Source organism: Sphingobacterium kyonggiense (genome assembly GCF_039536825.1).
Taxonomy (GTDB): domain Bacteria; phylum Bacteroidota; class Bacteroidia; order Sphingobacteriales; family Sphingobacteriaceae; genus Sphingobacterium; species Sphingobacterium kyonggiense.
This window is the reverse complement of sequence record NZ_BAAAZI010000006.1, coordinates 841,814-867,372: the sequence shown is the minus strand read 5'-3', so window position 1 is coordinate 867,372 and position 25,559 is coordinate 841,814. Positions and strand designations below refer to the sequence as shown.

Genomic DNA, 25,559 nt, shown 5'->3' with positions numbered 1-25,559 from the left:
AATATTAAATCGCTGTATAGGGATTGCTACTATTTTTAAATAAAAAGAAAGTTTACACGACCAATTTACATATCTGAGAATGTCGTTATTTCAATCCTTAAAAATCCATTTTAATTGTAATTAGAGCAGGTTTTTAATCAATTTTGGATCATTCTATTCTAAAAATATAAACTTAGAGAATAATCCAAATCTATTCTTGGCATGATGCATGATTAATAAGATTAATAAATGGTATACACCATGGATTTAGCTAACAATCTTATAAACAAATACTTCGTACAACTATTAAACAGCTCATTATGAAAATTACACAGATTATCATTTGCAGTACCCTTGCTCTATCCTTATTTGCCAGTTGCAATAATTCTGGTAAAAAAGGAGAATCTGGCGATTCTACAGAAAGTTCTGGTGGATTATTTGGATCAAGTAACGATAAAGAAGATGCAGACGCCATTATCGAATTCAATAACCGATTGGTTCGCGTTGAAAACAGCCATAATACTTACATCCGTAATTTTATGAATGCAGTAGATGGGTTTGAAAAATTTGTCCAAACAAAATTGACCAATCCAAATGCAGTAGCTATTCCTCCTATTTTAATTACGCCTGTGATTGTTGGTGGAATGGATAATTTAAAAGCTCCTAGCAGTTTAAAAGGAAATTATAGCGAATGGATTGATAGTCTAACTGGGAGTTTTGAAGCCTTAAAAAGAATCCATAAAGAGCTTGATGCTTACAAATCTGCTGAAGATTGGAAAGAGGATAAAGGCAAGAAAATTGAAGACATTAAAGTGAGAGCATTAGCAGAAATCAAGAAAAATAGAAATGCTTCCAAATCTTTATTTGACGCTTTAAAACCAGAGGCTGAAAAAGCAGAAGAGAAAATCTTAAAGGATCACCCTTATAAGGATCAGATCATCACTGCTCGTCAATTAATGGACTACACACAAAAAATTACTGAAGGAACCTATCAAATTTCGGATATGAATAGTTTCAAGGCTACTTTAGAGTCCCAATATAAAGAATTGGAAACCATGTACAACAAAAGCAAGGATAACCCAATCAAGGATGAGAAATTTGCTAGCGAAAACCGCAGGTTTATCAGCTTCAATGATGAAATAAACGAATATTTAGGCAAATTACGTATTATTCAGCGAGAATTAAATGAAACTGGAAATGTATCAGAGTCTAATTTAGAGACTTTAGATCGCAGCACACAATCGGTTGTTTCCAATTATAATTCTTTTGTCAATTAAACAAACTACACTTCATACATTAATAAAGGGTCTACAATTCAATATGTAGACCCTTTTTTTAATGAAAATCCTAACGATGAAATTTTGTAAGAACCTGCATAATTGGAAAAGAAATAGTTTCTATTGGTGCCAAAGGAAAGAATTTCTTGAAGCTATAAAACAAACGAGGTACTCGTTTGACTCTTGCAAATGGTTTAGTAATATCTGGATATCTAGGGTCATGAAAAGCGAAGTTACCTGCGTATAAAATATCCGACATCATCCAAGTCGAATCTTTCCTTCTTTCTAATGCTATAGGTAATTTCCGTTCATCTAAACCAAGGCCATCAACTAAAGTCTGATGAAAGACATGGATCCATTTTAATACATCAAGTTTTTTATATACATGGATCAAGTAATCAGCATCCAATTGTGTCCCAACAGATTCATATAACATAGCTGCATCACACATTTGTCTCAGACCTATCCCATAGCCTATCTGATGATTAAGGATATGCATATTAATCATGATTGAATTAATAACCGGTTTCGGAATTGGAATATTTTCAGTACCGATTCGAATAGTAGACTGAATACTTTTTTCTTGATCTAACAAAGCTTGCAAAAAGTTTTGTTTCCAAGGGTTTCTAATTTGTATTAAATGTTGATGATGTTCTACATGCAGGCCTTTCCAAGTATATCCGCAACTGTAATTCGCATGGTAATTAACATTATTGGTAAGTTCATCCATTAATAAATACGCCTCTTCATAAGGACCATTTTTTGGGAAATACCAATCAATATCACCGCAAACTCGGAGAAGAGGTTTCGGATAATATTGAGCAATCCCCTGCCCTTTTTGCAAAATCGGGGTTAAATCTATTAGTTTGAATAGCATGGCCATTTCACCAACTACTTGGTTCATGCGGACATTCAACTCTTGAATTTGCTGCGACCTCAACATAAATTTATACCGAAGAGTTTGCTCTGGCAAAAGGTCATCAGGTAGATCTGTAATTCGTTCTGCAATAAGACCATCCACAGTCTGAAAATAAGCTATTCGGTAAATAGAAATCCAATCTTCAAAATTCAATTTTTCTAAATATTCATCTGAAAGCGGAATATCCCATAGACTTGATTTCAATAATGCCAAAAATGCTTTAACTGATGTTTTATTTAACCATAAATCCTTGTCGCTCATCTCGTTCTTATTCTTGAATCATTCCTTCAGCAATAAATTGATTAATGATTCTATCTAAATCATCTTTCGCTTGTTGTTCACTTACTTGGTAATGCTGAAGTAAAACCTGAAGTGCATCATCTCTATTGAATTCTATGCCTTTAAAATTACTTAAAATCAATGCTGCAGATTCTGAAAGCGTGTATACTTTCGCCATATCCAACATTTCCAAACCCGGCTGCAAAACCAGATATTCATCAGCAATTTTACGAACCGTTATATTTTCATCAATTCTCATAGGTTTATTTAGGTAGTATAACTAGATAAATCAAGCAGCTGGAGACCAGCCGCTTGATGGAATGATTAACAGTAGAACTTATTGTCCAGGTGCTCTAATACAACGTATATTTTTAAATGGGGATTCAACAACATCCACTCCTAAGGCAGTAACATTTAGAAGTTGAGCTGCTACAACATCCTCTTTAATAGTAAGGTTCATTTTTCCATTGTAATGCCATGCACTAAGTGCAACATCTAGTGGTAAATTTAATCCTGAACTGGAAGTCCAGATCTCAGCGATATCACCATAGTTTCCTAAGGTCACATTTACTACTCCTCCTAAAACGGTAACATCAGTACTTCCCCCATTAAAATTAAATCGCAAGTTTTTCCCAGGATATGGAGCTGCTGTCCCCGTTGAATTCGAATATTCAAAATAACCTAAACCCCCAATTGATCCATTTGTTGTATAGGTATCTAATGTTGTAATGACATTTCGAAAATCAGTATCTGATGGTTGAATCCATTTACCAGCAGGATAAACCAAGGCACATGGATCTCCATTTATGCCAAAATTCTCTGGAATTACACCTTTGAAGGAGAAAAAGCTGTTTCGAGCAGCAGTATGTGCATAGGTGTGATGAAAACGGTATGGATTGTGACCTGCAACATAATATAAATTTGTCCTTGCCCATTTTTTCCCTCCAATTGTTAATGGCGATTCTATAAGATTAATCAAAAGTCTATGATCATTTGCTACTTGGGGAGTAACATTAAAATTAAACACAGATGGTGTTGCTGCTAATAGAGTATTAAATGATCGAGTAGAATTATCATCAATTGCTAAGTCCAAACCGCTTAATTGAACGCCAATCCCACTTATCAACTCCTCTTTTGCAGTAAAAAAATAAGCTATTTTACGATCGGAGTAAGCAGGATCAATATTTCCAAATTTAGTCCAGTCTAAACTTGCAGAATAAGGCGTGTAAGACTTCCATGTACCATCACTAATATCAAAAGTTCCAGTATTTAATGTCAAACCAGAAATAGAAACTGTACCTGCAGTCATGTTTGCAAACATGCCCATACTGTTTAACTCGACCCCAATCCTGGAAACCTTATGGTTGAAAAGAATATTAATGGCCACATTAATTGGCGTAGGTCCTGTTGGCACATTGAATGTACCTGCATCATATAGGATATCTTTGCCTTCGGGCATATTTAATGTAGTAACAGAGGGGTTTAGTGGATCAATATCCATTGGTGACTCACTGGAATTATAGGATAAAGCGTACCATTTATAGGATACACCTGCCTCCACTGCAATAGTTGTAGCAATATCTGAAGTTAATACAGTTGAACTCACAAAAGTATTATCAGCCTTATACAAAAACAACCTATACTTTACGCCTGGATCCATTAATGCACCATATAAACTATTTCCCTTACTGTTTTTTGAACTAGACTTTAGGATAGCCCTTCTACCCTTTGGTTGTAGTTGATGGTCAACTTCAACAGTTGCATCAAATCCTGCAAATTCTTGTGTTGGTGCCAAGGATGGAGATTCAAACCCTATCCTTGCTTGTGAACCTGTATTTGCTTGTCTAACAGTTTCATCAATCCCCAAAACTCTAACCTGTAAACTTAACTTCTCTAATGGATTATTTATTTCTGAGCTCATTTTTGAACAGCTCCAAGAAAAATAAATAAATCCAGCAATTAGCATTACAATTGTAATCTTATGTTGCTTTATACTTTGAAATCTTTTCATAATTTTTTTCATAGGATTTTAATTTATAGGTCACCATCATTGCTGCCACCAGTACCACCATTCCAATCATTAATACTAGGATTGGGCGAAGCAGTAACAGAATCTGCAGCAATAGCATGTTCAAGTTCGACTAGCACAGAAGTCATGCTAGGAATTACATAATCTTTTTTTTCATCATTTATCATAACTTTTCATTTATTTTGGTTAATATATATTAATAGGATTAATTTTTATCCATTGATTAATCAAATTCAAATAAGAAAAAACGAGAGATTGTCTTTGAAAAATTAAAGATTCGGCTAATAATTCAGGGTAAACTTTATATAGGAGAGAAAAATTCTAATATTTTAACTATAATATCTATAATACGACGTGTTCTAGAATATGATAACAATTTTAATAATAAGAAATCAATATAGCAAGAATAAAATTGAATTTATGTTAATATTTTCTTGGTTTAATTGATTATCGATAAAATTTACACAGGTAATTACGCTAATATATACTAAGACATCAAAAAAAAGCTCTTATTAGCACAATAGAGTTAAATTCTTTGTTATTAATCAATTTACGAAACCCACTTCTTTATATATTTACACCATTTAGCCATCTTTTTTCTCCAAGAAGGAGTCGCCATGGATCCATCATTTAAACTATGATCTAAGCCATATCCGTAGCCATAACCATATCCGTAGCCGTAATCATATTTAAAATCCACATCATTAACAACAACAGCCATATTATACAACTTCTTTTTGCTGTATATTTCACTCATCAATGGCAACATTCGCTTATCTATAATTTGCTCGAACGACATACAAAGTTAAATCTGCTAATTTAGCAAGCAGTATGGTGTCAACAACTAAACCAACTGGCGCTGTATCGACAATTACATAATCATACTTTCGCTTCACAGTTGTTATTAATTCTCTAAAGCGCCCATTCATTAATAATTCTGCAGGATTTGGCGGAATATATCCTGAATATATTAAATCAAATTTCAACTGGTTAGGTTCTTTTATTAAAATCTCATCAACTTGCATCTCAGGATTTATTAGAAAATCAGATAATCCCCTGTACTGATGCTTTAAATAGGATAGTCCTAAATAATGTAGAATCTTCGGAGAACGGATATCTGCCCCAATTAACAAAACTCGGCTACCCGACATTGCCAAAACTTTAGCTAGATTGCTTGCAATATAAGATTTACCTTCCCCAGCAAGGGTCGAAGTCACAAAGTAAACTTGAGCTGAATTACCTTTTTCCTGTATTAAAAAATGAATATTAGTTTTCAATATACGCATGGCCTCTGCTAATGACGATCGATCTCCATTTTGCTGAATTTCATGCTTGGAACTTGGCACATCTCCTACTATAGGTATATCTAGAACTGCTAATATATCTTCCCTATTATGAACTTTCACATCCAGATTGAACTTGACATACAACACGGAAAAAGGAACTAATAACCCAATCACCAATGAAATCGACAAAACATATATCTTACGAGGTGAAACAGGGTTCCATGTACCATAAGCGTCATCTACAATTTTCAAATGTGATGGCCTTGCAGCTAGATTAATCTCGTTTTCTTCTAATTTTTGCAACAGAAATAAATATATTGACTCTACAATTTTTTGTTGTCTATTAATCTCTTTATAGCGCCTTTCCTGAAATGGCATAGCTTCATATCTATTCTTATAGCTGACTTTTTGACTCTTGAACATCCTGGTATTTGCCGAGGCTATTTTCTTTAAATTCTGTATGGCAACTCTGATATTTTGTCTTAAAGCATATAAATTATTATTTATGCCTTGAACGACAGGATTATCCTCTTTAGCAGATTGCATCAATTCCATCCGCTCCAATTGAAGTTGATTATAATCTTTTATTAGCTCAATAATTGCCTGATCTGAGAAGCCCAAATTGACAGGGAGTAAAGTGGAGGGGTCCTCATCAACAAACTTTTCCAGCATTTCAAGCACATCGTATTGAACTTGATGAGCCTTGTATGCTGCCTCATCAAGGAAACCAGCTTCTAAATATTTTATTGATTCAGCTTGTAAATTATGTGTTTTATTTTGTGCCTTAAATTGCTCCATTCGCGAATCAGTCGCATTTAAAGAATTTGAAACTATCCTCAACCTCGAATTAATGAAATCTGTTGTAGATTTAAAAACCTTTGCTTTATCATCCAACGCATCATTATTATATTGATCTATAAGTGAATTCAATATTTGTTTTCCTTTTTCTCGGGAGGGATATTGTAGAACAAAATCAATAGCGAAGGACAGCACATCCTTGTTAGGTGCAATTTTCACTTTAGATCTTAAAATGTCCACAGCAATTTCTTTAGGTATGTAAGAAATCCGTAAATCACCCTTCCAAAAACTTGAAAATCCAACCTCAAGCTTTATCTTCCCTATTGGACTATTAAACTCATTGCCAATTGTTATTGGAATTTTTTCTCCAGATTTATCATCATATTCAAACCCTTCTTTTGTTTTCCTTAATAACAATTGATAGCTGCGCTTTAATAGACTTTCATGATTAGGCTGAAGAATAATTAGTTTAACTGGAGAGTCTTTTTCTAATATTTCATTTTCTCGAATGAGTCCCTGTAAGAAATAGGTAATATGAAAGTTATTCGCATCAACCACTTTACGCATAATTCTGCGAGAATGTAAAATTTGGATTTGATCATTTACGTATGCTGCAGAGGAACTGCTTCGTCCGGCTAAATTAGCTAGCTCAGAAAGCCCCGCCATATCCCCACTAGCCTTCTTTTCATCTTGCAATAAAATCTTGGCATATAGCGAATAAATACGTGGTGAATAACGCATATGCACCAAACCAATAAATAAGGACACTACAATGCTTAAGACAAACCATTTCCAATAATGGAGGTATTTCTCCATGATCAAACGAAAACCAAGCGCCTTATCCACCGGAGATTCAGACTTAGCTTTATTTCTTTCCATTTATCCTCGAGTTGATTTTAAGATCTTTTTTCAATATGCTTCAATAACCAAATTCGCAACAGAAATTAGATTTGAATAATCCGATTCCATGAACAGGTTCAATGAAAATTTATGAAATTAACTTTCTCGTCTTGTGATTAACAGTTTTTCAGCAGGTAGTACAAATGCAAAACATGTAAAATATAGGATACTTTTTAATTGGTAAATAAATAATACTGAATCACAACATGAAATTACAATAAAATTAGCGTAAGAGAAGTGAAAATTATTTATTTATTAACAATGATTTCTAAAAATGAAACAACAAGTGATAATTAATTATAATAGCCTGCTCTTTTCCAAATAGTTAGCAAATGAAATAACAGATTATAGTTTCGTAAGATTAGTCTATAAGTGATTGATTTGAAGGAAAAAAAATATGATTATTCTCATAAAATATTGTACTTAAGTAACATAAGTTACAATCCAAAACTTCTGATAATCTTATTTTTAATTAAACAAAATTATAAACTATGAAAACGGATTATCAAATTCTCATCATTGGGGGTGGGACCGCAGGGATTATGATGGCAGCCCAACTTATGAAAAAGGATAAATCCTTAGACATTGCTATAATCGATCCTGCTAAGAAGCATTATTATCAACCTGCTTGGACTTTAGTAGGTGCTGGAGCATATGATTTTAAGAAAACGGTCAAGCCCATGTCCGAATTAATACCACAAGGTGTAAAATGGATTCAAACCGCCGTAGATCAAATTGATCCAGAACAACATCAAGTAACGCTTATAGATGGAACAAAACTTTCATACACCTATCTTATAGTAGCGTGCGGTCTGGTCAATGACCTAAGCCTTATTGAAGGACTAGAAGAAGCTGTTCAAAAAGGTGTCGTTTGTAGTAATTATATAGATCCTAATTACACTTGGGAGTGTATTCAAAATTTTAAAGGTGGTAATGCCGTCTTCACACAACCTACTACGCCGATCAAATGTGGTGGTGCACCTCAAAAGATCATGTATTTGGCTGCTGACTACTTCCGAAAGAATAATATGTCAGATCAGGTGAACATCACATTTGCTACTCCAGGTTCTGTTATTTTTGGCGTAAAGAAAATAGCCGACACCTTAATGCAAGTTATAAAACGCTACAATATTGACTTTAAACCTTTTTATGCACCAATTAAAATTGATGCAGATAATAAAATAATCACTTTTAAAAACATCAATCCTGCAGACAACGCTTGTGTTATCAACAAAGATGATGGTACCGAGGGCGTTCCTGATCAACAAGATACTATTGAAATACCCTTTGACCTTTTACATTTGGCCCCACCACAGACAGCTCCAAAATTCATTCAGAAATCAAGTCTTGTCAATGAAGCAGGATGGCTAGATGTGGATATAAACAGCATGCAACATAAAAAACATCCAGATATTTTTGGATTAGGTGATGTTGCTGCTTTGCCAACAGCAAAAACCGGGGCCGCAATTAGAAAGCAGGTTCCAATAGTAGTTGATAACTTATTAAAAATAATTCATGGTCAAATTGCTGACAATAAATCCTATCAAGGTTATTCTTCCTGTCCATTGGTAACAGGATATGGCAAAATGGTCTTGGCGGAATTTAATTACAAAAACGAATTCACGCCCGATCCTAAGCTAAAACAACTGTTTATTAAAGACAGCAGCAAAGAACATTGGCGATTGTGGCTATTGAAAAAATACATTTTACCTCATCTTTATTGGAATAAAATGATGAAAGGTGAAGAAGTATAGAAAATATTTAAATTTCATCTAGATATATTTCTTATTAATCGAAAGATGAAATTTAATCCCTTTGTTAATTAGGTCTACAAGGCTTAAACAACAAAAATTACCTTTTTAATTACCATGTGTTTTTAAATTTAACATTAGAAATTAGCTTCCCAAATTTGGGAAGCTATATTTTTATTGGCAAATCTGATCATCAAGCCGCTCCCCTCTTATTATCATATTTTCATCTATAAAGCTTTATTTTCATGTTCTAATTATTAAATTATTCTTGTATATTCGATTAGCCTATTTACCGATACATCTATTTTTTATCAATTTAAACTAAAACAAACGACATGATGAAGAAAACACTTGCCATGGCATGTTTAATTGTTTCTGCCCATTCAATTGCCCATGCACAAGACTGGAAACCAACAAACAGCAAAATTATGACTACCTGGGCAGAACAGATTACCCCTCAAAACGTACATCGAGAATACCCAAGACCCCAGATGATCCGTCAGAACAATTGGCAAAACTTAAATGGCTTATGGAAGTATAAGATTTCCAGCAAAGAAGATAAGAATTTACCAAAAACATTCGATGGAAACATCTTGGTGCCATTTGCAGTTGAATCAGCACTTTCCGGTGTTGGAAAACGAATCAATAAGGACCAAGCATTATGGTATTCCAATCAAATCGAAATTGATAAAAAAGTAAATAAAGGCAAGGTATTCTTGAACTTTGAGGCTGTAGATTGGCAATGTGATGTATATGTAAATGGGCAACACGTCGGGCAACATGAAGGTGGTTTTGATGCCTTTCGATTTGACATCAGTAGCGCAATAAAAAAGTCGGGCAAACAGGACATATTAATCCGTGTTTGGGATCCAACTAATGAAGGTCCACAGCCCCGAGGTAAACAGATAAATAACCCACATGGAATTTGGTACACACCGGTTTCAGGAATATGGCAAACCGTTTGGTTAGAATCAGTTCCAGAAACATTTATTAGTAAGACCAAACAAACTCCTGATCTGGACAAAAATGCCTTATTGTTTTCAGCAGATATCCAAGGGAAAAAGCCAGGAGATGAAATCTTAATAGAAGCTTTTGATAAAGGGCAAAAAATTGCCGAGATAAAAAGCGCTGTTGACCAAAGTGCCATTTCCCTTCCAATCAACAATCCTAAACTATGGAGTCCTAATAGCCCGCATTTATACGACCTTAAAGTTAAGGTGCTTAGAAAAGGAAAAGTTATTGATGAAGTTAGCAGTTACTTCGCTATGCGCAAAATCAGCATGAAGAAAGATGCAAAGGGTATTCAGCGCATGTATTTAAATGATGAATTTGTCTTCCATTATGGACCACTTTACCAAGGTTGGTGGCCTGATGGACTACATACAGCACCTTCCGATGATGCCTTAATGTATGACATTATTAAAACCAAAGAAATGGGTTTTAATATGATTCGAAAACATATAAAAGTAGAACCAGCTCGCTGGTATAGGCATTGCGATAGTATTGGCATGTTGGTATGGCAAGACATGCCAAGCGGCGACCTTGGCGGGAATGTATGGGATATGCAACCTGGCAAAATTACTTCTGATAAGCATGACAAAGATCGTAGTCCAGAATCAGAAGCAATTTATAGAAAAGAATGGAAAGCCATAATGGCTCAATTGCATAACTACCCTAGCATTGTTATCTGGGTTCCATTCAATGAAGGTTGGGGCCAGTTTAAATCGAAGGAAATCGTGGACTGGACCATCAAAAATGATCCATCTAGATTAGTAAATGGTGCTTCTGGAGGTAACTTTAATGCACCTGGCCATATATTCGACATCCATAATTATCCTGATGCAGCCATGCCAAGCCCTGAACTGTACGGCAGTAACTATGTTTTGGCTCTCGGAGAATTTGGAGGGCTAGGTTTACCTGTTGAAGGTCATACATGGCAACAAAAAGACAATTGGGGATACCAAACCTTTAAAAATGTTGACGAATTAAAGAAAAAATACAGTGGATTAACAGAGAGTTTAAGCAGGTTAATTCCACTTGGTTTATCTGCAGCTGTATATACACAAACCACAGATGTGGAAATTGAAACCAATGGATTAATGACCTATGACAGAAAGGTTATCAAAATCCCTGCAGATGAATTAAGGCAACTCAATTTTAAACTCTACAATAAAGAGCTAATAAAACAATAGAACCTAGCATAATATAAAAGGCTAACATTTATACGTTAGCCTTTATTAGTTATAATTCTATCCCAACTGATTTGTAGCCGGGCAATACGTTTTGTCAAATAAGGTTGATGAATAAAATAATAGAATAATCCACTTATGAAGTAAAATAATACATCTGCCCAATCTGCTGTGTTGTAGCTAGTAAACCTCGGAGCCAAAACTTCGAAAAATAAGGAGCAGTAAGAACAAATAAAAAGGATCAACCAAAGCGGAAACTTGTATAAATAACGCTCCTTAAAAATCATCAATCCGATTAGTGAAACAGCATGAAAAATTAGTGGGATAAACACAAAATCTGTTAACCAATTATTCAAATAGGGTACAATAATGTCCCTATTCCTTAAATACCGGATTACAAACCAGCTCAAGATATAAAACAAACAGAAAGGATCTAAGAATAGAGTTATTAATGCGCGAAAGATACGGCAATAAGCATGGCGACAGAACAACATAGCATAATTAAAATAAACATAAACCATCCAATTTTCTTCCCCATCCTTTGTGACGGGGTATCATCTGGATTATCTGGAAAAATAGTTTGCTTGATCTCGTTAATATTTCTGCCTAACCAGGTCTTCTTTCTCATGACCGTGTGATTTTAAGCCACAAAAATAAGCTTTCTTTTAGCTATAAAAAGGAATATCTAAATTTCATAGCCATTAATCAAACATAGCGCTTAAGCGTGTCAGGCTTTGGGTTAAAAAACTTAATGAATAGCCACTATTCGAAGTCAAGAATTGAATCTTAATTTTAGAACCTAGTTCAAGTAAATTTATTATAAGCTCTTTATCCTCCTCTAAATCCCAGATAGAAAGCGACTGTCTTTCTTCTATGACATGAAGTTCTTTTAATCTTTCAGGATATAGATCCCATTGTTTCATGAGTTTATACTCCGAAATTGCCTCCCATAAATCTCCTTTATTTGCCGAGATGATCATTTCTACAACCTGAGAATAATTTTTATTCGAATCTAGAATTAAAGTAGCCATATTTAAAATCATTTTAATCGATTTAAAATTGACAATTCCTAAACAGTTATGTGTTCCAATTTATAGGAAAGGACAAATCTCAAAAATTCAAATAGAAAGCTAATTATCAACGATATACAAGTCCTACTTTATAGTACTGAACATATTGATTTTAACAAGTTTCTTTTGTTTACTTTTTTAAGTGTTTTTAAATGTGGATGGTGTAATGGAAGTGATCTTTTTGAAGGTGTTATTAAAGGCTGTTTTTGAATTAAAGCCAGACTCATAAGCAATGGCTAAAATGGTTAGATGATCATAATTTTTATCCTTCAATAAATCTTTTGCTTTTGCTATCCTGTACCCATTAACATAATTGAAGAAATTCATCCCATACCCTTGATTGATCACATAGGATAACTGATGGCTACTAATTCCTAACATTTCGGATAATTTGGGTAAATTTAATTCGGGATCCAAATAAGGCTTTTCGTCATTCATCATTAATTCCAATTGTTCCTTATTTTTTTCTAATTCAGAATTTGACATAAGTGCATTACGCTCTGGAACCAACGTTCCTTCTGGCTCTAAATCCGTAGATACATTCAATTCTTTAGGGTATATCTCTGTTTGACGAATCCCATAATAACTCACAAAATAGATTACAGCTAAAAAGTAAAGATTAATATAGAGATTTAAGGATTGAACGGTTTCTATAAGATTCAGTATAATCAATAGAATGGATGACCCCATAAAACAATAAATGATATACTTTATCCAATTTAGGTTAATTGGTTCTGTATTAGCGGAGAAAACTTCAATTTGCTTTTGGTGGCGGACAATCCTAAAATAAGAAAGTACGGTATAAAATAAAGCTTGACCTAAAAACACGATAAGGTACAAACAATTAAAAATCTTCGGATTTAATTCAGATTTTAAAGAAAGGATAACAATAAATATAACTGGTAAGATGAGAATCCAACTGTCCTTATTACCAAATTTATATCCTGGATTCGTATAAAATACCACACTGGTATAGAAAGTTAAAGCACAGAAAAATTGTAATAATCGTATAGGGTAATAAACATAAGTCGGTATTTCACCAGGGAAGATCAATCCATCTAACCAAAAGCTCGCCCAAAGCAGCAAAAAGATACCGAAATAAAGGTCACCTTTTACATTTACTTTTAATGGATTGGTTAAAAACAAAAATGACAACAATAAAATTGCACCACTAATAAAGCACGTAACTATCTCATTAAAACCCATAAAAGCATCCTTACTATTCTGGAGCTAAGGTATTAAAAAGCACGCTTTTCAGGAGTACTACTTTATAAACTGGAACCTATTATTTAATTTTCAACTTAAAAAATCCAGATCGTGGATCATTTCCATACTTATAAAAATCATTTCTGAAATATATAATTTGATCTCCATCCCAAAATATGCTTGAAATATTGCATAGGTCAAATGATGCCTTTGTCAAATCCATAGGTATTCCAACATACCGAAAATATGTTCCTGATTGATTTTTTTGGATAAAGTAATCTGAACATTCCTGACCAGGAAACCATCCATTCAATCGAAATATCTTATTCGTTGATTCGACAATATATGCTGGATTTCCGACAACCTCTCCTCCCATTTCTCCTGTCTTTAGGTTAATTGGATAATCGGACGAATGCCCTCCTTCACATAATAAAATATCTTCTGAAGGATAATAACGCCAAAAGCCAATTTCTGATAATACATCATGTTTTCCAGCAACCAAAGAATCTCCATTCTCAAAAACTATTTTTGATAAAAAGCTCCCTGCTATAGTAGAATCTATTTTATCTGTTTCAGCATTGTACCCAGCAAAAGTGACACGATTCTTCAAAAACCCCTTCACCTTATCTATATCTTCATAATAAACTAAAGTATCCTGAGGAACCTCCAATTGACCCTTAGCTTTAAAAAATGAAACAGAATCTATTTTATATATAGCAATAGTGTCGTTCTGGAACAAAATAGTATCCGGCGTATTTTGTTCTTGAGGTTTCAGAACAACAGATTTCTCCGTTTTGCTATTTTGCTGACAAGCTGATAATAAAACGAAAAGAAGGTATAGAATTGGAATGTGTTTAATCATACTTTCAACCGACAAAAAACCAGCCAACTTCTGAAATAAGTAAACCGATAAACAATTAAGGTATAGATTAAGTTTAATCAAAGCTCGGGGCATCGAATTGAAATATGAGTTTTGCACCTAAAATATTCTTGCATATGACTACATCATTACCTCACAACAATGAAGGTGTATAACCCACACCGATCTTTAACAAAAGTCAAACAGCTGAATCAAACAACGCACTGACAGTAAAGAATATACCTACAAAAACCTTTGATATGAGAAACTATTTCATATCTGTAGTAGTAATGTATATCTACAAAATTTTAAAACAAAAACTATTCATCACATCTTTGTAATAGAGCAGCCAGTATGTTTAAGGGCAAAGTTCTTACGAACTTCAGTAATAAACAATATTTAGCTTAAATAGATAACCGAATTTCTAACCATGAAGATTCAAACACTAACTTTAGGATTTCTGATAGTACAACTTTCCTTGAGTTCCTGCCAAAATCAGATACAGGAAAAACAAAAGACAGTAAAAGACAGTACTGAACAGATTAATCAATCTACAGATTCTTTATTGACTAAAATTCAAAGTCAAACCTTCCAATATTTCTGGGAAGCTGCAGAACCAACCTCTGGTCTTGCACGCGAAAGAATACATATTGATGGGGAATACCCACAAAACGATCAGAATGTCATTACTATTGGTGGTAGTGGATTTGGAATAATGGGAATGGTTGTTGCCATGGAGCGGGGATTTATTTCTAAGGAGGAAGGCACCGAGCGCTTATCCAAAATCATGGAGTATCTTAAAAAAATAGAGCGTTTTGAAGGAGCATGGTCTCATTGGTATTTTGGTGATACAGGTAAGGTCAAAGCATTTAGTGAAAAAGATAATGGTGGTGATATCGTTGAGACTGCATTTTTAGCGCAAGCACTAATAGTCGTTCGCGAATATTTCAAAAGTGGTAATAACCAACAGAAAATTGTAGCAAAAGCTGCAGATGATTTATGGAAGGAAATTAATTGGAAACATTATACCAATGGTCAAAATGTACTTTATTGGCACTGGAGTAAGACCCATGGATTTGGAATGAACCATGCTATTCAAGGTTTTGACGAATGCCTAATAACCTATGTCCTTGCAGCCTCTTCTCCGTCTCATGCAATTGATACAGCTGTTTACAATCAAGGTTGGGCAAGATCGGGACAAATAAAATCGGATTTAAAGAAATTTGACATTCCAATTTCTGCAAAACATAATGCCAAGCCAGGTGAAGTAGGCCCTTTATTTTGGTCTCATTACTCCTTTTTAGGGCTTGACCCGATCGGTTTAAAGGATGCTTACGTGGATTATGGTGAAATTGTCAAAAACCACACAAAAATAAACATTGCTTATAGTGCAGCCAACCCAAATGGTTATAAAGGTTATGGACCAGACAAAGGATGGGGATGGACTGCCAGCTATTCCATTGCTGGATATGATGCACATCATCCAGACAATGATAAATCGGTAATCAGTCCTACTGCCGCATTATCATCTATTCCTTATACCCCTAAGGAATCGATAGCCTTTGCCAATTACTTATTCAAACAACTAGGCGATAAAGTTTGGGGGAAATATGGTTTTTATGATGCCTATAGCGAAACTGAAAACTGGTATCCACAACGTTATCTTGCCATCGATCAAGGTCCTATCGTTGTTATGATAGAAAATTACCGTACTGGTCTTATCTGGAAGCTTTTTATGCAGGCGGATGAAATTCAACAAGGATTAAAAAAGTTGGGGTTTACAAGCCCTGATATTAAATAATAGGTGGGTTAGTGCTCAGCCTCTTGCAGGCTGAGCCTTAGTTTATACCCCTTACAGGCGAACACTCTTTTCGGGAACTTTACACACCCTTATCACATGAAAAATTACCTAAGATTAATACTTTGTTTAGCATTATTAATTATCTCCAATTCAATTATAGCTCAAAAAAGAGCGAACAACATGGATAAATTCATTGCGGACTTGATGTCCAAAATGACCTTAGAAGAAAAGATTGGCCAATTAAATTTAGTAACTGCTGGCGAAGCCACCACAGGATCTGTAGTATCAACGGATGTGGAGGCAAAAATTAAAGCAGGGAATATTGGTGGAATATTCAGCATGTCGAGTCCTGCTAAAATCCGAAAAGCGCAAGAACTTGCAATAAACCAATCCAGATTAAAGATTCCGATTATTTTTGGAATGGACGTAATCCATGGTTACCGAACTGTTTTTCCTATTCCATTAGGTTTAGCAGCATCATGGGACATGCCATTAATTCGACAAACAGCACGTATTTCCGCAATTGAAGCATCCGCTGATGGCATAAACTGGACCTTCTCTCCTATGGTTGATATCTCTAGAGATGCCCGTTGGGGTCGTATCTCTGAAGGTAGTGGTGAAGACACCTATTTGACTTCACAAATTGCTAAAGAAATGGTAATTGGCTATCAAGGTGAAGACTTAAGTGAGTATAATACTTTAATGGCCTGTGTAAAACATTTTGCATTGTATGGTGCATCTGAAGCTGGACGAGATTATAATACTACCGACATGAGTTTACACCGCATGTATAATGAATACCTACCTCCTTACAAGGCCGCATTAGATGCCGGTGCTCAAACCATTATGACTTCCTTTAACGATATCAATGGTGTACCAGCAACAGCCAACAAATGGCTCTTAACAGACCTTTTGAGAGAACAGTGGAAATTCAAAGGTCTTGTGGTCACCGATTATACAGCCGTTAATGAACTAATTGATCATGGATTAGGTGACTTACAACAAGTATCAGCATTATCCTTAAATGCAGGTGTGGATATGGATATGGTCGGTGAAGGATTTTTAACCACACTAAAGAAATCCTTACAAGAAGGAAAAGTAAAAATAGAAGACATCGATCGAGCTTGTCGATTAGTTTTGGAAGCAAAATATAAATTAGGATTATTTGATGATCCATTTCGTTATTGCAATGAAGAACGGGCAAAAACAGAAATTTTAAAATCTGAACATTTGAAACTTGCTCGCGAAGCAGCTGGAAAATCCTTTGTACTATTAAAAAATGACCAACAAACGCTACCCTTGAAAAAACAAGGAACAGTAGCTGTAATTGGTCCATTAGCTAATTCAGGAGCTAATATGCCCGGAACTTGGAGTGTCAGTGCGGACTTAGGAAAAACTCAATCCTTGGTAGAAGGAATGCGTGAAGTTCTAGGCAATAAGGTAAAAATAGTCACTCATCTTGGCGCCAATCTAACGGATGACCCAAAACTACAGGAACGTTCTACCATGTTCGGTCGGGAAATCCCAAGAGATGAACGTTCATCGGAGGAAATAATCGCCGAAGCCTTATCGACCAGCAAAGATGCAGACGTGATTATAGCTGCCCTAGGCGAAAGCTCGGAGATGAGCGGAGAAAGCTCTAGCCGAACGAATTTAGACATCCCAGCGAGCCAGAAAAGGCTATTAGAGGCATTGCTTCAAACCGGTAAGCCAGTCGTTTTAGTACTCTTTGCAGGTAGACCAATGACCTTGACTTGGGAAGACAAACACGTACCTGCCATTTTGAATGTTTGGTTTGGTGGTACAGAAACGGGCAAGGCAGTAACTGACGTACTTTTTGGCGATGTAAACCCATCAGGAAAATTACCTGCGACCTTCCCTCAAAATGTTGGACAACTTCCTTTATACTATAGCCATAAAAACACAGGTAGACCATTAGCAAAGGACGCTTGGTTTCAAAAATTCCGTTCCAATTACCTGGATGTCAGCAATGACCCCCTGTACCCTTTTGGATACGGACTTAGCTATACAAAATTCACCTATACAGATTTACAACTAAGTAATAAACAGTTCGATAGGAATGGACAATTAAAGGCAACTATTACCTTAAAGAATGATGGAAATTATGATGGACAAGAAGTAGTACAATTATACATTCAAGATGTAGTTGGCTCGATTACACGTCCTGTTAAAGAATTAAAAGGGTTTCAAAAAATCTTCTTAAAGAAAGGGGAATCGAAAAAAGTCGAATTTACCATCACGGAAGAAGATTTGAAATTTTATAATCAGTCGCTACAACTTGTGGCTGAAGCAGGTGAATTCCGCCTATTTATTGGTGGAAACTCTAGAGATGTACAAGAAACAAGCTTTGAGCTTTTATAAAGTATATACTTGATTTTTGTGTTTGACAACAAAAGGGATTCAGTTATGCTGAATCCCTTTATTTTTATTCATTTAATGGACAAATAATTTTATTGTCTAGCTTAATCCGTATAATAGTTAACCTCAATAAATTTCTGCGTTTGGCTGGATTCACCTTCTTCTAGCTGAAACTCTTTCACAACCCCAGCTATGGTCAAAGGACCTGCAGGTAATTCGGCAACATCTTTATTGTGGGCAATCAAGATACCAGTATCGCTTCCTTCTGTTTTCAATTCATATACGGTATATGACTCCGAAAAAGGAATCAATGTAAAGGTATCTACAATAGGAATTTGAACATATCCAATGACATATCCTTCTTCTTCCAGTTTAACAGCTGAACCTTTAACCAATACATTGCTAGCGATTTTTTCTGCATGAACAGCTTCTGCACTATTCAATTCATGAGCGTGGTACTTCTGAAAATTATCTGCTAAGGTATCATCGAAACGTCCCTCAACTTCTAACTGCTCACGACTAGTTAATTTAGAAAGGGCTAATTGTAGATATAATACAGCTTTTTGTTTTTCAAAGGTCACACCAGCCAATTTTCCAACCTCAGATGGAGAAATAATATCATCATCAGCTTTCGTGAATATATTGTAGAATTTCCCACCATTATCCAATAGATCAATGGCCTGGCTAGCACTTGTAAACGGTTTAATCAATTCCATAGTGTATGTTTTTATATCTTATAAATTTACCAATTTTATTGCAGGTTTTAAGGGTTTATACTAGGAAATTACTTCCTTTCCATTTCCCAGTTATCCTCAAAAAATTTCAAGTATTCAAGAAATTGAGACCCCTCCTCAACATGTCTTAAAAAAATCACTTTCCATTCATCAAATTTCGGTCGATCTTTTACCTGAAAATAGCTTTGCAACATATTAATGCTCATTTCAGCATTTTGCATTTTATCATTGCTGTGTTTTATCCCTAGCTTATAAGCCTTGTCCGCCTCTTTCAGATTATTCAAATGCTTTAATGCAAAACCCAACTCTCGATAATACCAAAAATTATCCGGCTCCTCCTCAATTGCTTTATTCAAAATAATAATTGCCTTATAAAAACTTCCAACATGATTGTAAGCATAAGCTAATTCAAACTCCAATCCTTTAGCTTTTGGATCTTTTTCATAAACAGCTTTAAGAATAGGAAGAGCCAAATGGGATGCATTTACCGAATTAAGCCACAAACCCTTAGAAACTTGATAAGCAGAAGTCCCTTCATTGACCTTATAAACCGATAACCAATTCGGTTCCTTCGGTAGTCCTAAGGTTTGAATCTGCAAATCAGACAAAACAGCTATATCGGCTAATCCCGCTGAAAGTCTGGCTGTAATCATAGCCTCTTTATTCACACTATCCTTTACCAATTTATCATTCAAAACGAATAGGTTGGATTCATGTCGAAATGAAATCCCAGCTGAAGGGTCTAAATAAATAAAACCCAAAATATGCTTAGGAGGATTACCTATCCCTTCTATTACAACCCATTTGTCCAATGCATCATAAAACTTCTTGTCAAATTTCAATTCCTGCCCATAGGTAGCCAAATTGAAGAAAGTTATTAAACCTAAAATGAAGTATTTAATGCTGCTCATTGTTTATACATTAGTAAATCTGTCCTAAACTACTAAATACTTTCCACCAATCCACTTTACCTTGCTTCTTTCCTAGTCTTACAATAATTAAATCTTTTTGCGGATTTACATAAATAAATTGTCCAAGAATACCTTGCGCTATAAACTCACCATTATTGGAAGGCAACCACCATTGATATTGATAATAAGGCACACTACCCTCTTTTATTTCTGCTTTGGTTGATTCCTTTACCCAATTCACAGGAACAAGCTGTTTACCATTCCAATTGCCCTTATTCAAATATAGCCTACCTAATTTCGCAAAATCCCGAGCACGTGCATTTATACAACAGAAAGTTTTTTCTATTCCATTCTTACGATCCAGGCTCCATGTAGCAGGATATTCCATGCCCATAGGTTTCCATAATTTCTCTTCCAAATAGCTGGTAATCGACTGATCTTTTAATGCTCGATCCAATACAAAACCTAATAACTGCGTATTGCCGCTTACATATTCAAATGCCTCTCCTGGTTTTCGCTTTAATTTCAATTTTCCAATTGCCTTAGTCAAATTCGTCCCATAATAAAAGCTTGCAACCTCCCCAAACGGATTTATATAACCCTCGCGAAAGTCCAATCCGGAAGTCATCTGTAGTAAATGCTTTATCTTGACATCATCAAATCCATTGGCCTTCAATTCTGGAATATAACGGGTAATCGGTTCTTCAACAGATTCTATCAGTTTATCTTCAATCGCACATCCAATCAATATAGATGTAATGGATTTTGCCATGGAAAAAGAAGCAATCATGGAGGAATCCGTATAACCATCCCAATATTGCTCGTACAGCAAACTATCCCGTTGAATAACCAAGAAGGCTACCGTATTTTGTTCTTTTAAAAAGTCCTCAAAGGGATAATCCTGGTTCGCATATTGAATGCTCTTAGGTACTTTGGTTTGTTTAGCATTTAGAAAATTAAAATGCTCATTGGAGTTGTTTGCAGTTCGAGAAGGAAAAATCTTATAATCCGTAATATTAGCTGTATTATAATACACAAATCGGGAAAGCTTACAAGAATTGAGAACTACTAGAATAAAAAGCGAGTAGAGGAAAATAACACGTAGCGGCATCATAATTATAGCTTTAGTAATAAATTATATCTCTTAAAAAGTAAAAATCTAAATTTACATAAAAAGCTAATCATGATACATATAATTTAACGCCACTTCCAATCCAATTTTTCAATCAATGGAATTTTATGGGTTCTACTAAGATCCATTAAATTTTGCTTTACTAAGGACACATCAATCTGATCCTTAGGAATTAAAATTGCACTACCTACATCAGAACTTAGCAAAAAAATGCTCGGTAATTCTACCAATTCATATAAACTTGCAATACTTATCTTATGTTCACTTGTATGATCATTTAAATAAATGAAATCATCCTTAACCTTTAATTCCACTTGGTTATTTAAACTCCGAGATAAATTACTTTGAATATACTTTTTATAGGCTTTAACATACTTTTTGACCTCATATGCCGGAAACAGTAGAACCCAAAGAATTGAAAAAATCAAAAAGATTACACCCATGATCATTGCATTCATGTAAAAGGAAATTAAAGCAAAAATAAGATAAGCTGCAGGCACAACATATCGACTCAATATCCGTCTTCTTTTTACAACTTTAGAATTACTTGCGACGTAAAGATTAAATTGTAAATAGTCCTCTTCCCGTAAAATGTAGGATATATCCATATGCATTAAATTAGAACTATTAAGGTAAATAAAATTTACATTGGAGTACTATAAGAAGATAAAAAAATCATGGTCTCTATTAATGAAAGAAAAATTCACTAATCATCATTTCTCTATTATTAAATGTATTAATTCATCAATAAATTACTCTAATAATCAATGTAACCCAACCACACTCATGAATAATAGCTGATGAAGCATAATTCACCCATTATACTTAAACATATAATTTCTAATAACAAAGCAATCTCCTATCTACTATCTAACAGCGAAACGATCTCCTATCTCACATCTAATAGCGAAGCAGTCTCCTATCTACCATCTAATAGCGTAACTGTCTCACATCTCATATTTAACAGCGTAGCGATCTCCTATCTCATAATGTTTTTCTAGGAGTTTTCTTCGATACTGCATCGGATCTCCTTCGGAACTTGTTCGGAACTCCTTCGGATCTCGTTCGGTTCCGACCGAACGAGATCCGAAAAAGATCCATCCCAAATCCCAAGAAATTCCTTTAGTGTATCAAAACAAATCCAAGTAAGAAACCGTTAAATATCTTTCACAAACCGAAGCTAATGTAATATTACAAAAACCCTCTCCTTGTTAATCATAAAATAAGTTTTTGTTAAACAAAGTAATCTATGCAACCTTTTGTTTAAAATCATTTACTTTTAGATATTGGTAAAAATTAAAAACAAAGCAATATGGCTACATTAAGTAAAGGTTATTTGGAACGTTATTCAGGGAAAATTGGACCGGTCGTTATTTGTCAACGCAAAGACATGGTATATATCCGTTCTATGCCAACCCGGATTAAGAGAAGAAAAATCACGGCAAGACAACGTCTACACCGTGAAAAATTTGCTTTAATACAGCGATTATTAAGGCCAATCAATGCACTGATTAAGTTGGGATTTAAAAAGGATATTGAAAAACGAAGTTGCCATAACGCTGCTATGTCCTATAATTTAAAAGAATCGGTTCAATTAATCGATGGTAAGCAACAAATAATATGGCAAAACTTTTTGTTTAGCAAAGGCTTAGAAAATCCAGCTTTAAATGCCAAGATGCAGGTAAATTTGAGTGATAAAAAAATCAGGCTAAGCTGGAAAACAGATTTAAATTTCATCGAGAAATATAAAGCTAATTTGTTTCAATCTGTTGTTCTTATTTATGTAGAAAAAGAGTTTACATTTCTTCCACAAATATTTTGGCATTCAGCACACTTAGCAAATGAAAAACTCGAAGTAAACTATATGAATGAACAAAAGCCTTGCAAATTTCATGTTTACTTAGCATTCTTTTCTACACTTGGCGATAGTCAAACTACTTCAAACATATATTTAGGCAGTTTTAAACCCGAATAATTTATAAGGAAAAGAATAAAAATTTATAAGACATAAATGGATTAATATCCGATTAAGACTTTATACAGCTATTGAATATTTCTATGGGCTAATTTTGGTGAAATAAGTTATGGAGAAATGTTGTTTATTCTTTGAGAACTGTGTTAAAACAGTTGAATTTAGATAGTGTTAAAATTAATTGAACTCATTATCAACACAATATTAAATAAGTTTTGGTAGGACTATAAAAATTTCTACTTTTGTCGCGGAGAGTTGGCAGAGTGGTCGAATGCGGCGGTCTTGAAAACCGTTAACTGTCACAGGTTCGGGGGTTCGAATCCCTCACTCTCCGCACAAAAATCCTTCATCGAAAGATGAGGGATTTTTTGCGTAGAGTGAGGGTTCGAACCTTGCGCTGGCCGGGGTTCGACCCGGAGGGGGTTCAGGGTAGCGTGCGGGAATCCGTGCGGCTGAACCAATCCCTCACTTAATCCATTCAATTCAAAAACTATATCAATTCATTAAAAACTCATCGAAAGATGAGGGATATTTCACTCAGAATATGGGCACAAACCTGGCACTATCCAAAATTCGACCCGGAGGGGGTTCAGGGTAGCGTGCGGGAATCTGTGCGGCTGAACCAATCCCTCACCATTCCCATGCAATTCATAAACTATATCAATTCATTTAAAACTCATCAAAAAACCACATTTCATTTAACTCTTTAATAAATCAATCCCTCTTCTCCTTACTAACCTCTTTACAAATAAAATTTATCAAAATTCCCCTTCATCAAATCAAATCATATTTAACCTTCTATTAATCTAATCTTATCACTTTATTAATCCTTCAAAGCTATTTACGTTCCATATAATTATTATATTTACCTATAAAGTAATTAAACAATTTCTTACGTTAATATATGCACATCAACCAATCCATAATAACAGATATAAAATCCATCATCGCTCAATCCAAAGACAAGGCAATTCGCGCTGTTGATCATCAAAGGACCTTGATGTACTGGCTTATCGGTAAACGTATTTTTGAAGAAGAACAAGAAGGAAAAGATCGGGCAGATTATGGAAAATACCTTATAAAATACCTTTCCGAACAATTGCAACCGGAATTTGGCAGTGGTTTTTCCAAAAGGCAAATTAATCTATATAGGCAATTTTATCGCACTTTCCCAATTGCGCATACACTGTATGCACAATTGAGTTGGAGCCAATACAAACTCTTGTTGAGTATTGACACCGACGATCAAAGACAATTTTACATAGCCGAAGCCATAAAGAACAATTGGACAGTTCGCCAATTGGAAAGACAGATTTATAGTAATCTGTATGAACGCTTATTGATGAGTAACGAAAGAGAATGTGTATTAGCAGTTGCCAAAAAGGAAAAGAAGCTATCTAATGCAAATGAAATCATTAAAGATCCCATGTTTTTAGAGTTCCTCGGACTAAAAAAAGACGCATCTTATTATGAAAAAGATTTAGAGAGTGCTATTATAACTCATCTTCAGGATTTCTTATTAGAATTGGGAAACGGCTTTTCATTTGTAGCAAGGCAAAAACGAATCCATATAGAAGGTGATGAGTTTTTTGTGGATTTGATTTTCTACAACCGTTTATTACAGTGCTTTACCATTATTGAAATCAAAACCACTAAATTGACACATCAGGATATCGGACAATTGCAGATGTATGTAAACTATTATGACCGTATAGAAAAACTTCCTCATGAAAACCAAACAATAGGAATCCTTCTTTGTGCTAATAAAAATGACGCCGTAGTACGCTTCACTTTACCCGACAACCAAAAACAAATCTTTGCAAGTCAATACCAACTTTACTTGCCAACAGAAAAACAATTGGTGGATGAAGTGAAAAAAGAATTAGCAAGTTATGATGGGAAGACCAAAAACAATCACTTTACTCCCTAAAAATCTAATTGTACTTAGTATTCAAGTTGATTAATAGAGATCGGCTTTATCAGAATTACTCCTAATCTGTCTTCTTTATAACCAACTAATAGCATGTCATTCGCTTTAAAAGGGTATTTTATTTAAATTAGAATAACTAGAGGAATTAATAATTTAAA

At 34.6% G+C, this 25,559-nt stretch carries 21 protein-coding genes and 1 tRNA gene; 8 read left to right on the top strand and 14 right to left on the bottom strand.

The window, feature by feature from the left end; translation table 11 throughout:
• Nucleotides 1–299: 299 nt before the first annotated feature.
• A complete protein-coding gene (locus ABD676_RS08615) occupies nt 300–1,256 on the top strand; it encodes a YiiG family protein (RefSeq protein ID WP_344674236.1) in 957 nt (318 codons plus the stop codon).
• Between the two features lie 70 nt (nt 1,257–1,326).
• On the opposite strand, the gene ABD676_RS08610 is transcribed toward ABD676_RS08615, so the two are convergent.
• From ABD676_RS08610 to ABD676_RS08585, 6 genes are all read right to left on the bottom strand, one after another.
• Entirely contained in the window at nt 1,327–2,436 is a 1,110-nt protein-coding gene (locus tag ABD676_RS08610) for a nucleotidyltransferase family protein (protein WP_344674234.1), read from the bottom strand.
• 7 nt (nt 2,437–2,443) lie between these two features.
• Nucleotides 2,444–2,713 carry a PqqD family protein gene (locus ABD676_RS08605; protein WP_344674233.1) on the bottom strand — a complete coding sequence of 90 codons (270 nt, stop codon included), beginning with the start codon at nt 2,711–2,713 and terminating at the stop codon, nt 2,444–2,446.
• 78 nt (nt 2,714–2,791) lie between these two features.
• Nucleotides 2,792–4,375, bottom strand: a complete 1,584-nt coding sequence (locus tag ABD676_RS08600) for a fimbrillin family protein (protein WP_344674231.1) — start codon at nt 4,373–4,375, stop codon at nt 2,792–2,794.
• Nucleotides 4,376–4,488: 113 nt separating this feature from the next.
• Entirely contained in the window at nt 4,489–4,611 is a 123-nt protein-coding gene (locus ABD676_RS08595) for a hypothetical protein (protein ID WP_344674229.1), read from the bottom strand.
• 422 nt (nt 4,612–5,033) lie between these two features.
• Nucleotides 5,034–5,240, bottom strand: a complete 207-nt coding sequence (locus tag ABD676_RS08590; RefSeq protein ID WP_344674227.1) for a hypothetical protein — start codon at nt 5,238–5,240, stop codon at nt 5,034–5,036.
• Nucleotides 5,241–5,256: 16 nt separating this feature from the next.
• Nucleotides 5,257–7,446 carry a GumC family protein gene (locus ABD676_RS08585; protein ID WP_344674225.1) on the bottom strand — a complete coding sequence of 730 codons (2,190 nt, stop codon included), beginning with the start codon at nt 7,444–7,446 and terminating at the stop codon, nt 5,257–5,259.
• Nucleotides 7,447–7,958: 512 nt separating this feature from the next.
• Between ABD676_RS08585 and ABD676_RS08580 the strand changes: the two genes are divergently transcribed.
• Together ABD676_RS08580 and ABD676_RS08575 are read left to right on the top strand one after the other, a co-directional pair.
• The gene (locus ABD676_RS08580) at nt 7,959–9,221 is read left to right on the top strand and encodes an NAD(P)/FAD-dependent oxidoreductase (RefSeq protein ID WP_344674224.1); all 1,263 of its coding nucleotides are present in this window, start codon (nt 7,959–7,961) and stop codon (nt 9,219–9,221) included.
• Nucleotides 9,222–9,553: 332 nt separating this feature from the next.
• Complete coding sequence (locus tag ABD676_RS08575) at nt 9,554–11,410, top strand: glycoside hydrolase family 2 protein (protein WP_344674223.1); 1,857 nt, start codon at nt 9,554–9,556, stop codon at nt 11,408–11,410.
• Nucleotides 11,411–11,855: 445 nt separating this feature from the next.
• Here ABD676_RS08575 and ABD676_RS08570 read toward each other — a convergent pair whose 3' ends face one another.
• The 4 genes from ABD676_RS08570 to ABD676_RS08555 form a co-directional block, all read right to left on the bottom strand.
• Complete coding sequence (locus tag ABD676_RS08570) at nt 11,856–12,035, bottom strand: hypothetical protein (protein WP_344674222.1); 180 nt, start codon at nt 12,033–12,035, stop codon at nt 11,856–11,858.
• Between the two features lie 73 nt (nt 12,036–12,108).
• Complete coding sequence (locus tag ABD676_RS08565) at nt 12,109–12,438, bottom strand: hypothetical protein (protein WP_344674220.1); 330 nt, start codon at nt 12,436–12,438, stop codon at nt 12,109–12,111.
• 177 nt (nt 12,439–12,615) lie between these two features.
• Nucleotides 12,616–13,683, bottom strand: a complete 1,068-nt coding sequence (locus ABD676_RS08560; RefSeq protein ID WP_344674218.1) for a helix-turn-helix domain-containing protein — start codon at nt 13,681–13,683, stop codon at nt 12,616–12,618.
• Between the two features lie 79 nt (nt 13,684–13,762).
• Nucleotides 13,763–14,545: a hypothetical protein gene (locus ABD676_RS08555; protein ID WP_344674216.1), complete on the bottom strand. Its 783-nt coding sequence runs from the start codon at nt 14,543–14,545 to the stop codon at nt 13,763–13,765.
• Between the two features lie 427 nt (nt 14,546–14,972).
• Between ABD676_RS08555 and ABD676_RS08550 the strand changes: the two genes are divergently transcribed.
• Entirely contained in the window at nt 14,973–16,343 is a 1,371-nt protein-coding gene (locus tag ABD676_RS08550) for a glucoamylase family protein (RefSeq protein WP_344674214.1), read from the top strand.
• 180 nt (nt 16,344–16,523) lie between these two features.
• A complete protein-coding gene (gene bglX / locus ABD676_RS08545) occupies nt 16,524–18,725 on the top strand; it encodes a beta-glucosidase BglX (RefSeq protein WP_425565276.1) in 2,202 nt (733 codons plus the stop codon).
• Nucleotides 18,726–18,826: 101 nt separating this feature from the next.
• Here the strand turns inward: bglX and ABD676_RS08540 are convergent, their stop codons facing one another.
• The 4 genes from ABD676_RS08540 to ABD676_RS08525 all read right to left on the bottom strand — a co-directional run bounded on the left by ABD676_RS08540 (nt 18,827) and on the right by ABD676_RS08525 (nt 22,107).
• Nucleotides 18,827–19,438, bottom strand: a complete 612-nt coding sequence (locus ABD676_RS08540; protein WP_344674211.1) for a hypothetical protein — start codon at nt 19,436–19,438, stop codon at nt 18,827–18,829.
• Nucleotides 19,439–19,506: 68 nt separating this feature from the next.
• The gene (locus tag ABD676_RS08535; protein WP_344674209.1) at nt 19,507–20,367 is read right to left on the bottom strand and encodes a tetratricopeptide repeat protein; all 861 of its coding nucleotides are present in this window, start codon (nt 20,365–20,367) and stop codon (nt 19,507–19,509) included.
• Nucleotides 20,368–20,377: 10 nt separating this feature from the next.
• A complete protein-coding gene (locus ABD676_RS08530; protein ID WP_344674207.1) occupies nt 20,378–21,481 on the bottom strand; it encodes a serine hydrolase domain-containing protein in 1,104 nt (367 codons plus the stop codon).
• Between the two features lie 83 nt (nt 21,482–21,564).
• Complete coding sequence (locus ABD676_RS08525; RefSeq protein WP_344674206.1) at nt 21,565–22,107, bottom strand: hypothetical protein; 543 nt, start codon at nt 22,105–22,107, stop codon at nt 21,565–21,567.
• Nucleotides 22,108–22,811: 704 nt separating this feature from the next.
• On the opposite strand from ABD676_RS08525, the gene ABD676_RS08520 reads away from it, so the two are divergent.
• The 3 genes from ABD676_RS08520 (at nt 22,812) to ABD676_RS08510 (ending at nt 25,401) form a co-directional block, all read left to right on the top strand.
• Entirely contained in the window at nt 22,812–23,474 is a 663-nt protein-coding gene (locus tag ABD676_RS08520; RefSeq protein WP_344674205.1) for a DUF6266 family protein, read from the top strand.
• A 246-nt stretch (nt 23,475–23,720) separates the two neighbouring features.
• Nucleotides 23,721–23,805 (top strand) — tRNA-Ser (locus ABD676_RS08515).
• A 570-nt stretch (nt 23,806–24,375) separates the two neighbouring features.
• Entirely contained in the window at nt 24,376–25,401 is a 1,026-nt protein-coding gene (locus tag ABD676_RS08510; RefSeq protein WP_344674204.1) for a PDDEXK nuclease domain-containing protein, read from the top strand.
• The last annotated feature ends 158 nt before the right edge of the window (nt 25,402–25,559 follow it).

What these genes read in the sequence shown, in the direction of transcription:
- ABD676_RS08590 (WP_344674227.1), bottom strand. Translation starts at nt 5,240, where the DNA reads ATGAGTGAAATATACAGCAAAAAGAAGTTGTATAATATGGCTGTTGTT.
- ABD676_RS08555 (WP_344674216.1), bottom strand. Translation starts at nt 14,545, where the DNA reads ATGATTAAACACATTCCAATTCTATACCTTCTTTTCGTTTTATTATCA.
- ABD676_RS08550 (WP_344674214.1), top strand. Translation starts at nt 14,973, where the DNA reads ATGAAGATTCAAACACTAACTTTAGGATTTCTGATAGTACAACTTTCC.
- ABD676_RS08535 (WP_344674209.1), bottom strand. Translation starts at nt 20,367, where the DNA reads ATGAGCAGCATTAAATACTTCATTTTAGGTTTAATAACTTTCTTCAAT.
- ABD676_RS08525 (WP_344674206.1), bottom strand. Translation starts at nt 22,107, where the DNA reads ATGGATATATCCTACATTTTACGGGAAGAGGACTATTTACAATTTAAT.
- ABD676_RS08615 (WP_344674236.1), top strand. Translation starts at nt 300, where the DNA reads ATGAAAATTACACAGATTATCATTTGCAGTACCCTTGCTCTATCCTTA.
- ABD676_RS08530 (WP_344674207.1), bottom strand. Translation starts at nt 21,481, where the DNA reads ATGATGCCGCTACGTGTTATTTTCCTCTACTCGCTTTTTATTCTAGTA.
- ABD676_RS08520 (WP_344674205.1), top strand. Translation starts at nt 22,812, where the DNA reads ATGGCTACATTAAGTAAAGGTTATTTGGAACGTTATTCAGGGAAAATT.
- ABD676_RS08585 (WP_344674225.1), bottom strand. Translation starts at nt 7,446, where the DNA reads ATGGAAAGAAATAAAGCTAAGTCTGAATCTCCGGTGGATAAGGCGCTT.
- ABD676_RS08540 (WP_344674211.1), bottom strand. Translation starts at nt 19,438, where the DNA reads ATGGAATTGATTAAACCGTTTACAAGTGCTAGCCAGGCCATTGATCTA.
- ABD676_RS08610 (WP_344674234.1), bottom strand. Translation starts at nt 2,436, where the DNA reads ATGAGCGACAAGGATTTATGGTTAAATAAAACATCAGTTAAAGCATTT.
- ABD676_RS08565 (WP_344674220.1), bottom strand. Translation starts at nt 12,438, where the DNA reads ATGGCTACTTTAATTCTAGATTCGAATAAAAATTATTCTCAGGTTGTA.
- ABD676_RS08595 (WP_344674229.1), bottom strand. Translation starts at nt 4,611, where the DNA reads ATGACTTCTGTGCTAGTCGAACTTGAACATGCTATTGCTGCAGATTCT.
- bglX (WP_425565276.1), top strand. Translation starts at nt 16,524, where the DNA reads ATGGATAAATTCATTGCGGACTTGATGTCCAAAATGACCTTAGAAGAA.
- ABD676_RS08510 (WP_344674204.1), top strand. Translation starts at nt 24,376, where the DNA reads ATGCACATCAACCAATCCATAATAACAGATATAAAATCCATCATCGCT.
- ABD676_RS08600 (WP_344674231.1), bottom strand. Translation starts at nt 4,375, where the DNA reads ATGAGCTCAGAAATAAATAATCCATTAGAGAAGTTAAGTTTACAGGTT.
- ABD676_RS08575 (WP_344674223.1), top strand. Translation starts at nt 9,554, where the DNA reads ATGATGAAGAAAACACTTGCCATGGCATGTTTAATTGTTTCTGCCCAT.
- ABD676_RS08580 (WP_344674224.1), top strand. Translation starts at nt 7,959, where the DNA reads ATGAAAACGGATTATCAAATTCTCATCATTGGGGGTGGGACCGCAGGG.
- ABD676_RS08605 (WP_344674233.1), bottom strand. Translation starts at nt 2,713, where the DNA reads ATGAGAATTGATGAAAATATAACGGTTCGTAAAATTGCTGATGAATAT.
- ABD676_RS08570 (WP_344674222.1), bottom strand. Translation starts at nt 12,035, where the DNA reads ATGAGAAAGAAGACCTGGTTAGGCAGAAATATTAACGAGATCAAGCAA.
- ABD676_RS08560 (WP_344674218.1), bottom strand. Translation starts at nt 13,683, where the DNA reads ATGGGTTTTAATGAGATAGTTACGTGCTTTATTAGTGGTGCAATTTTA.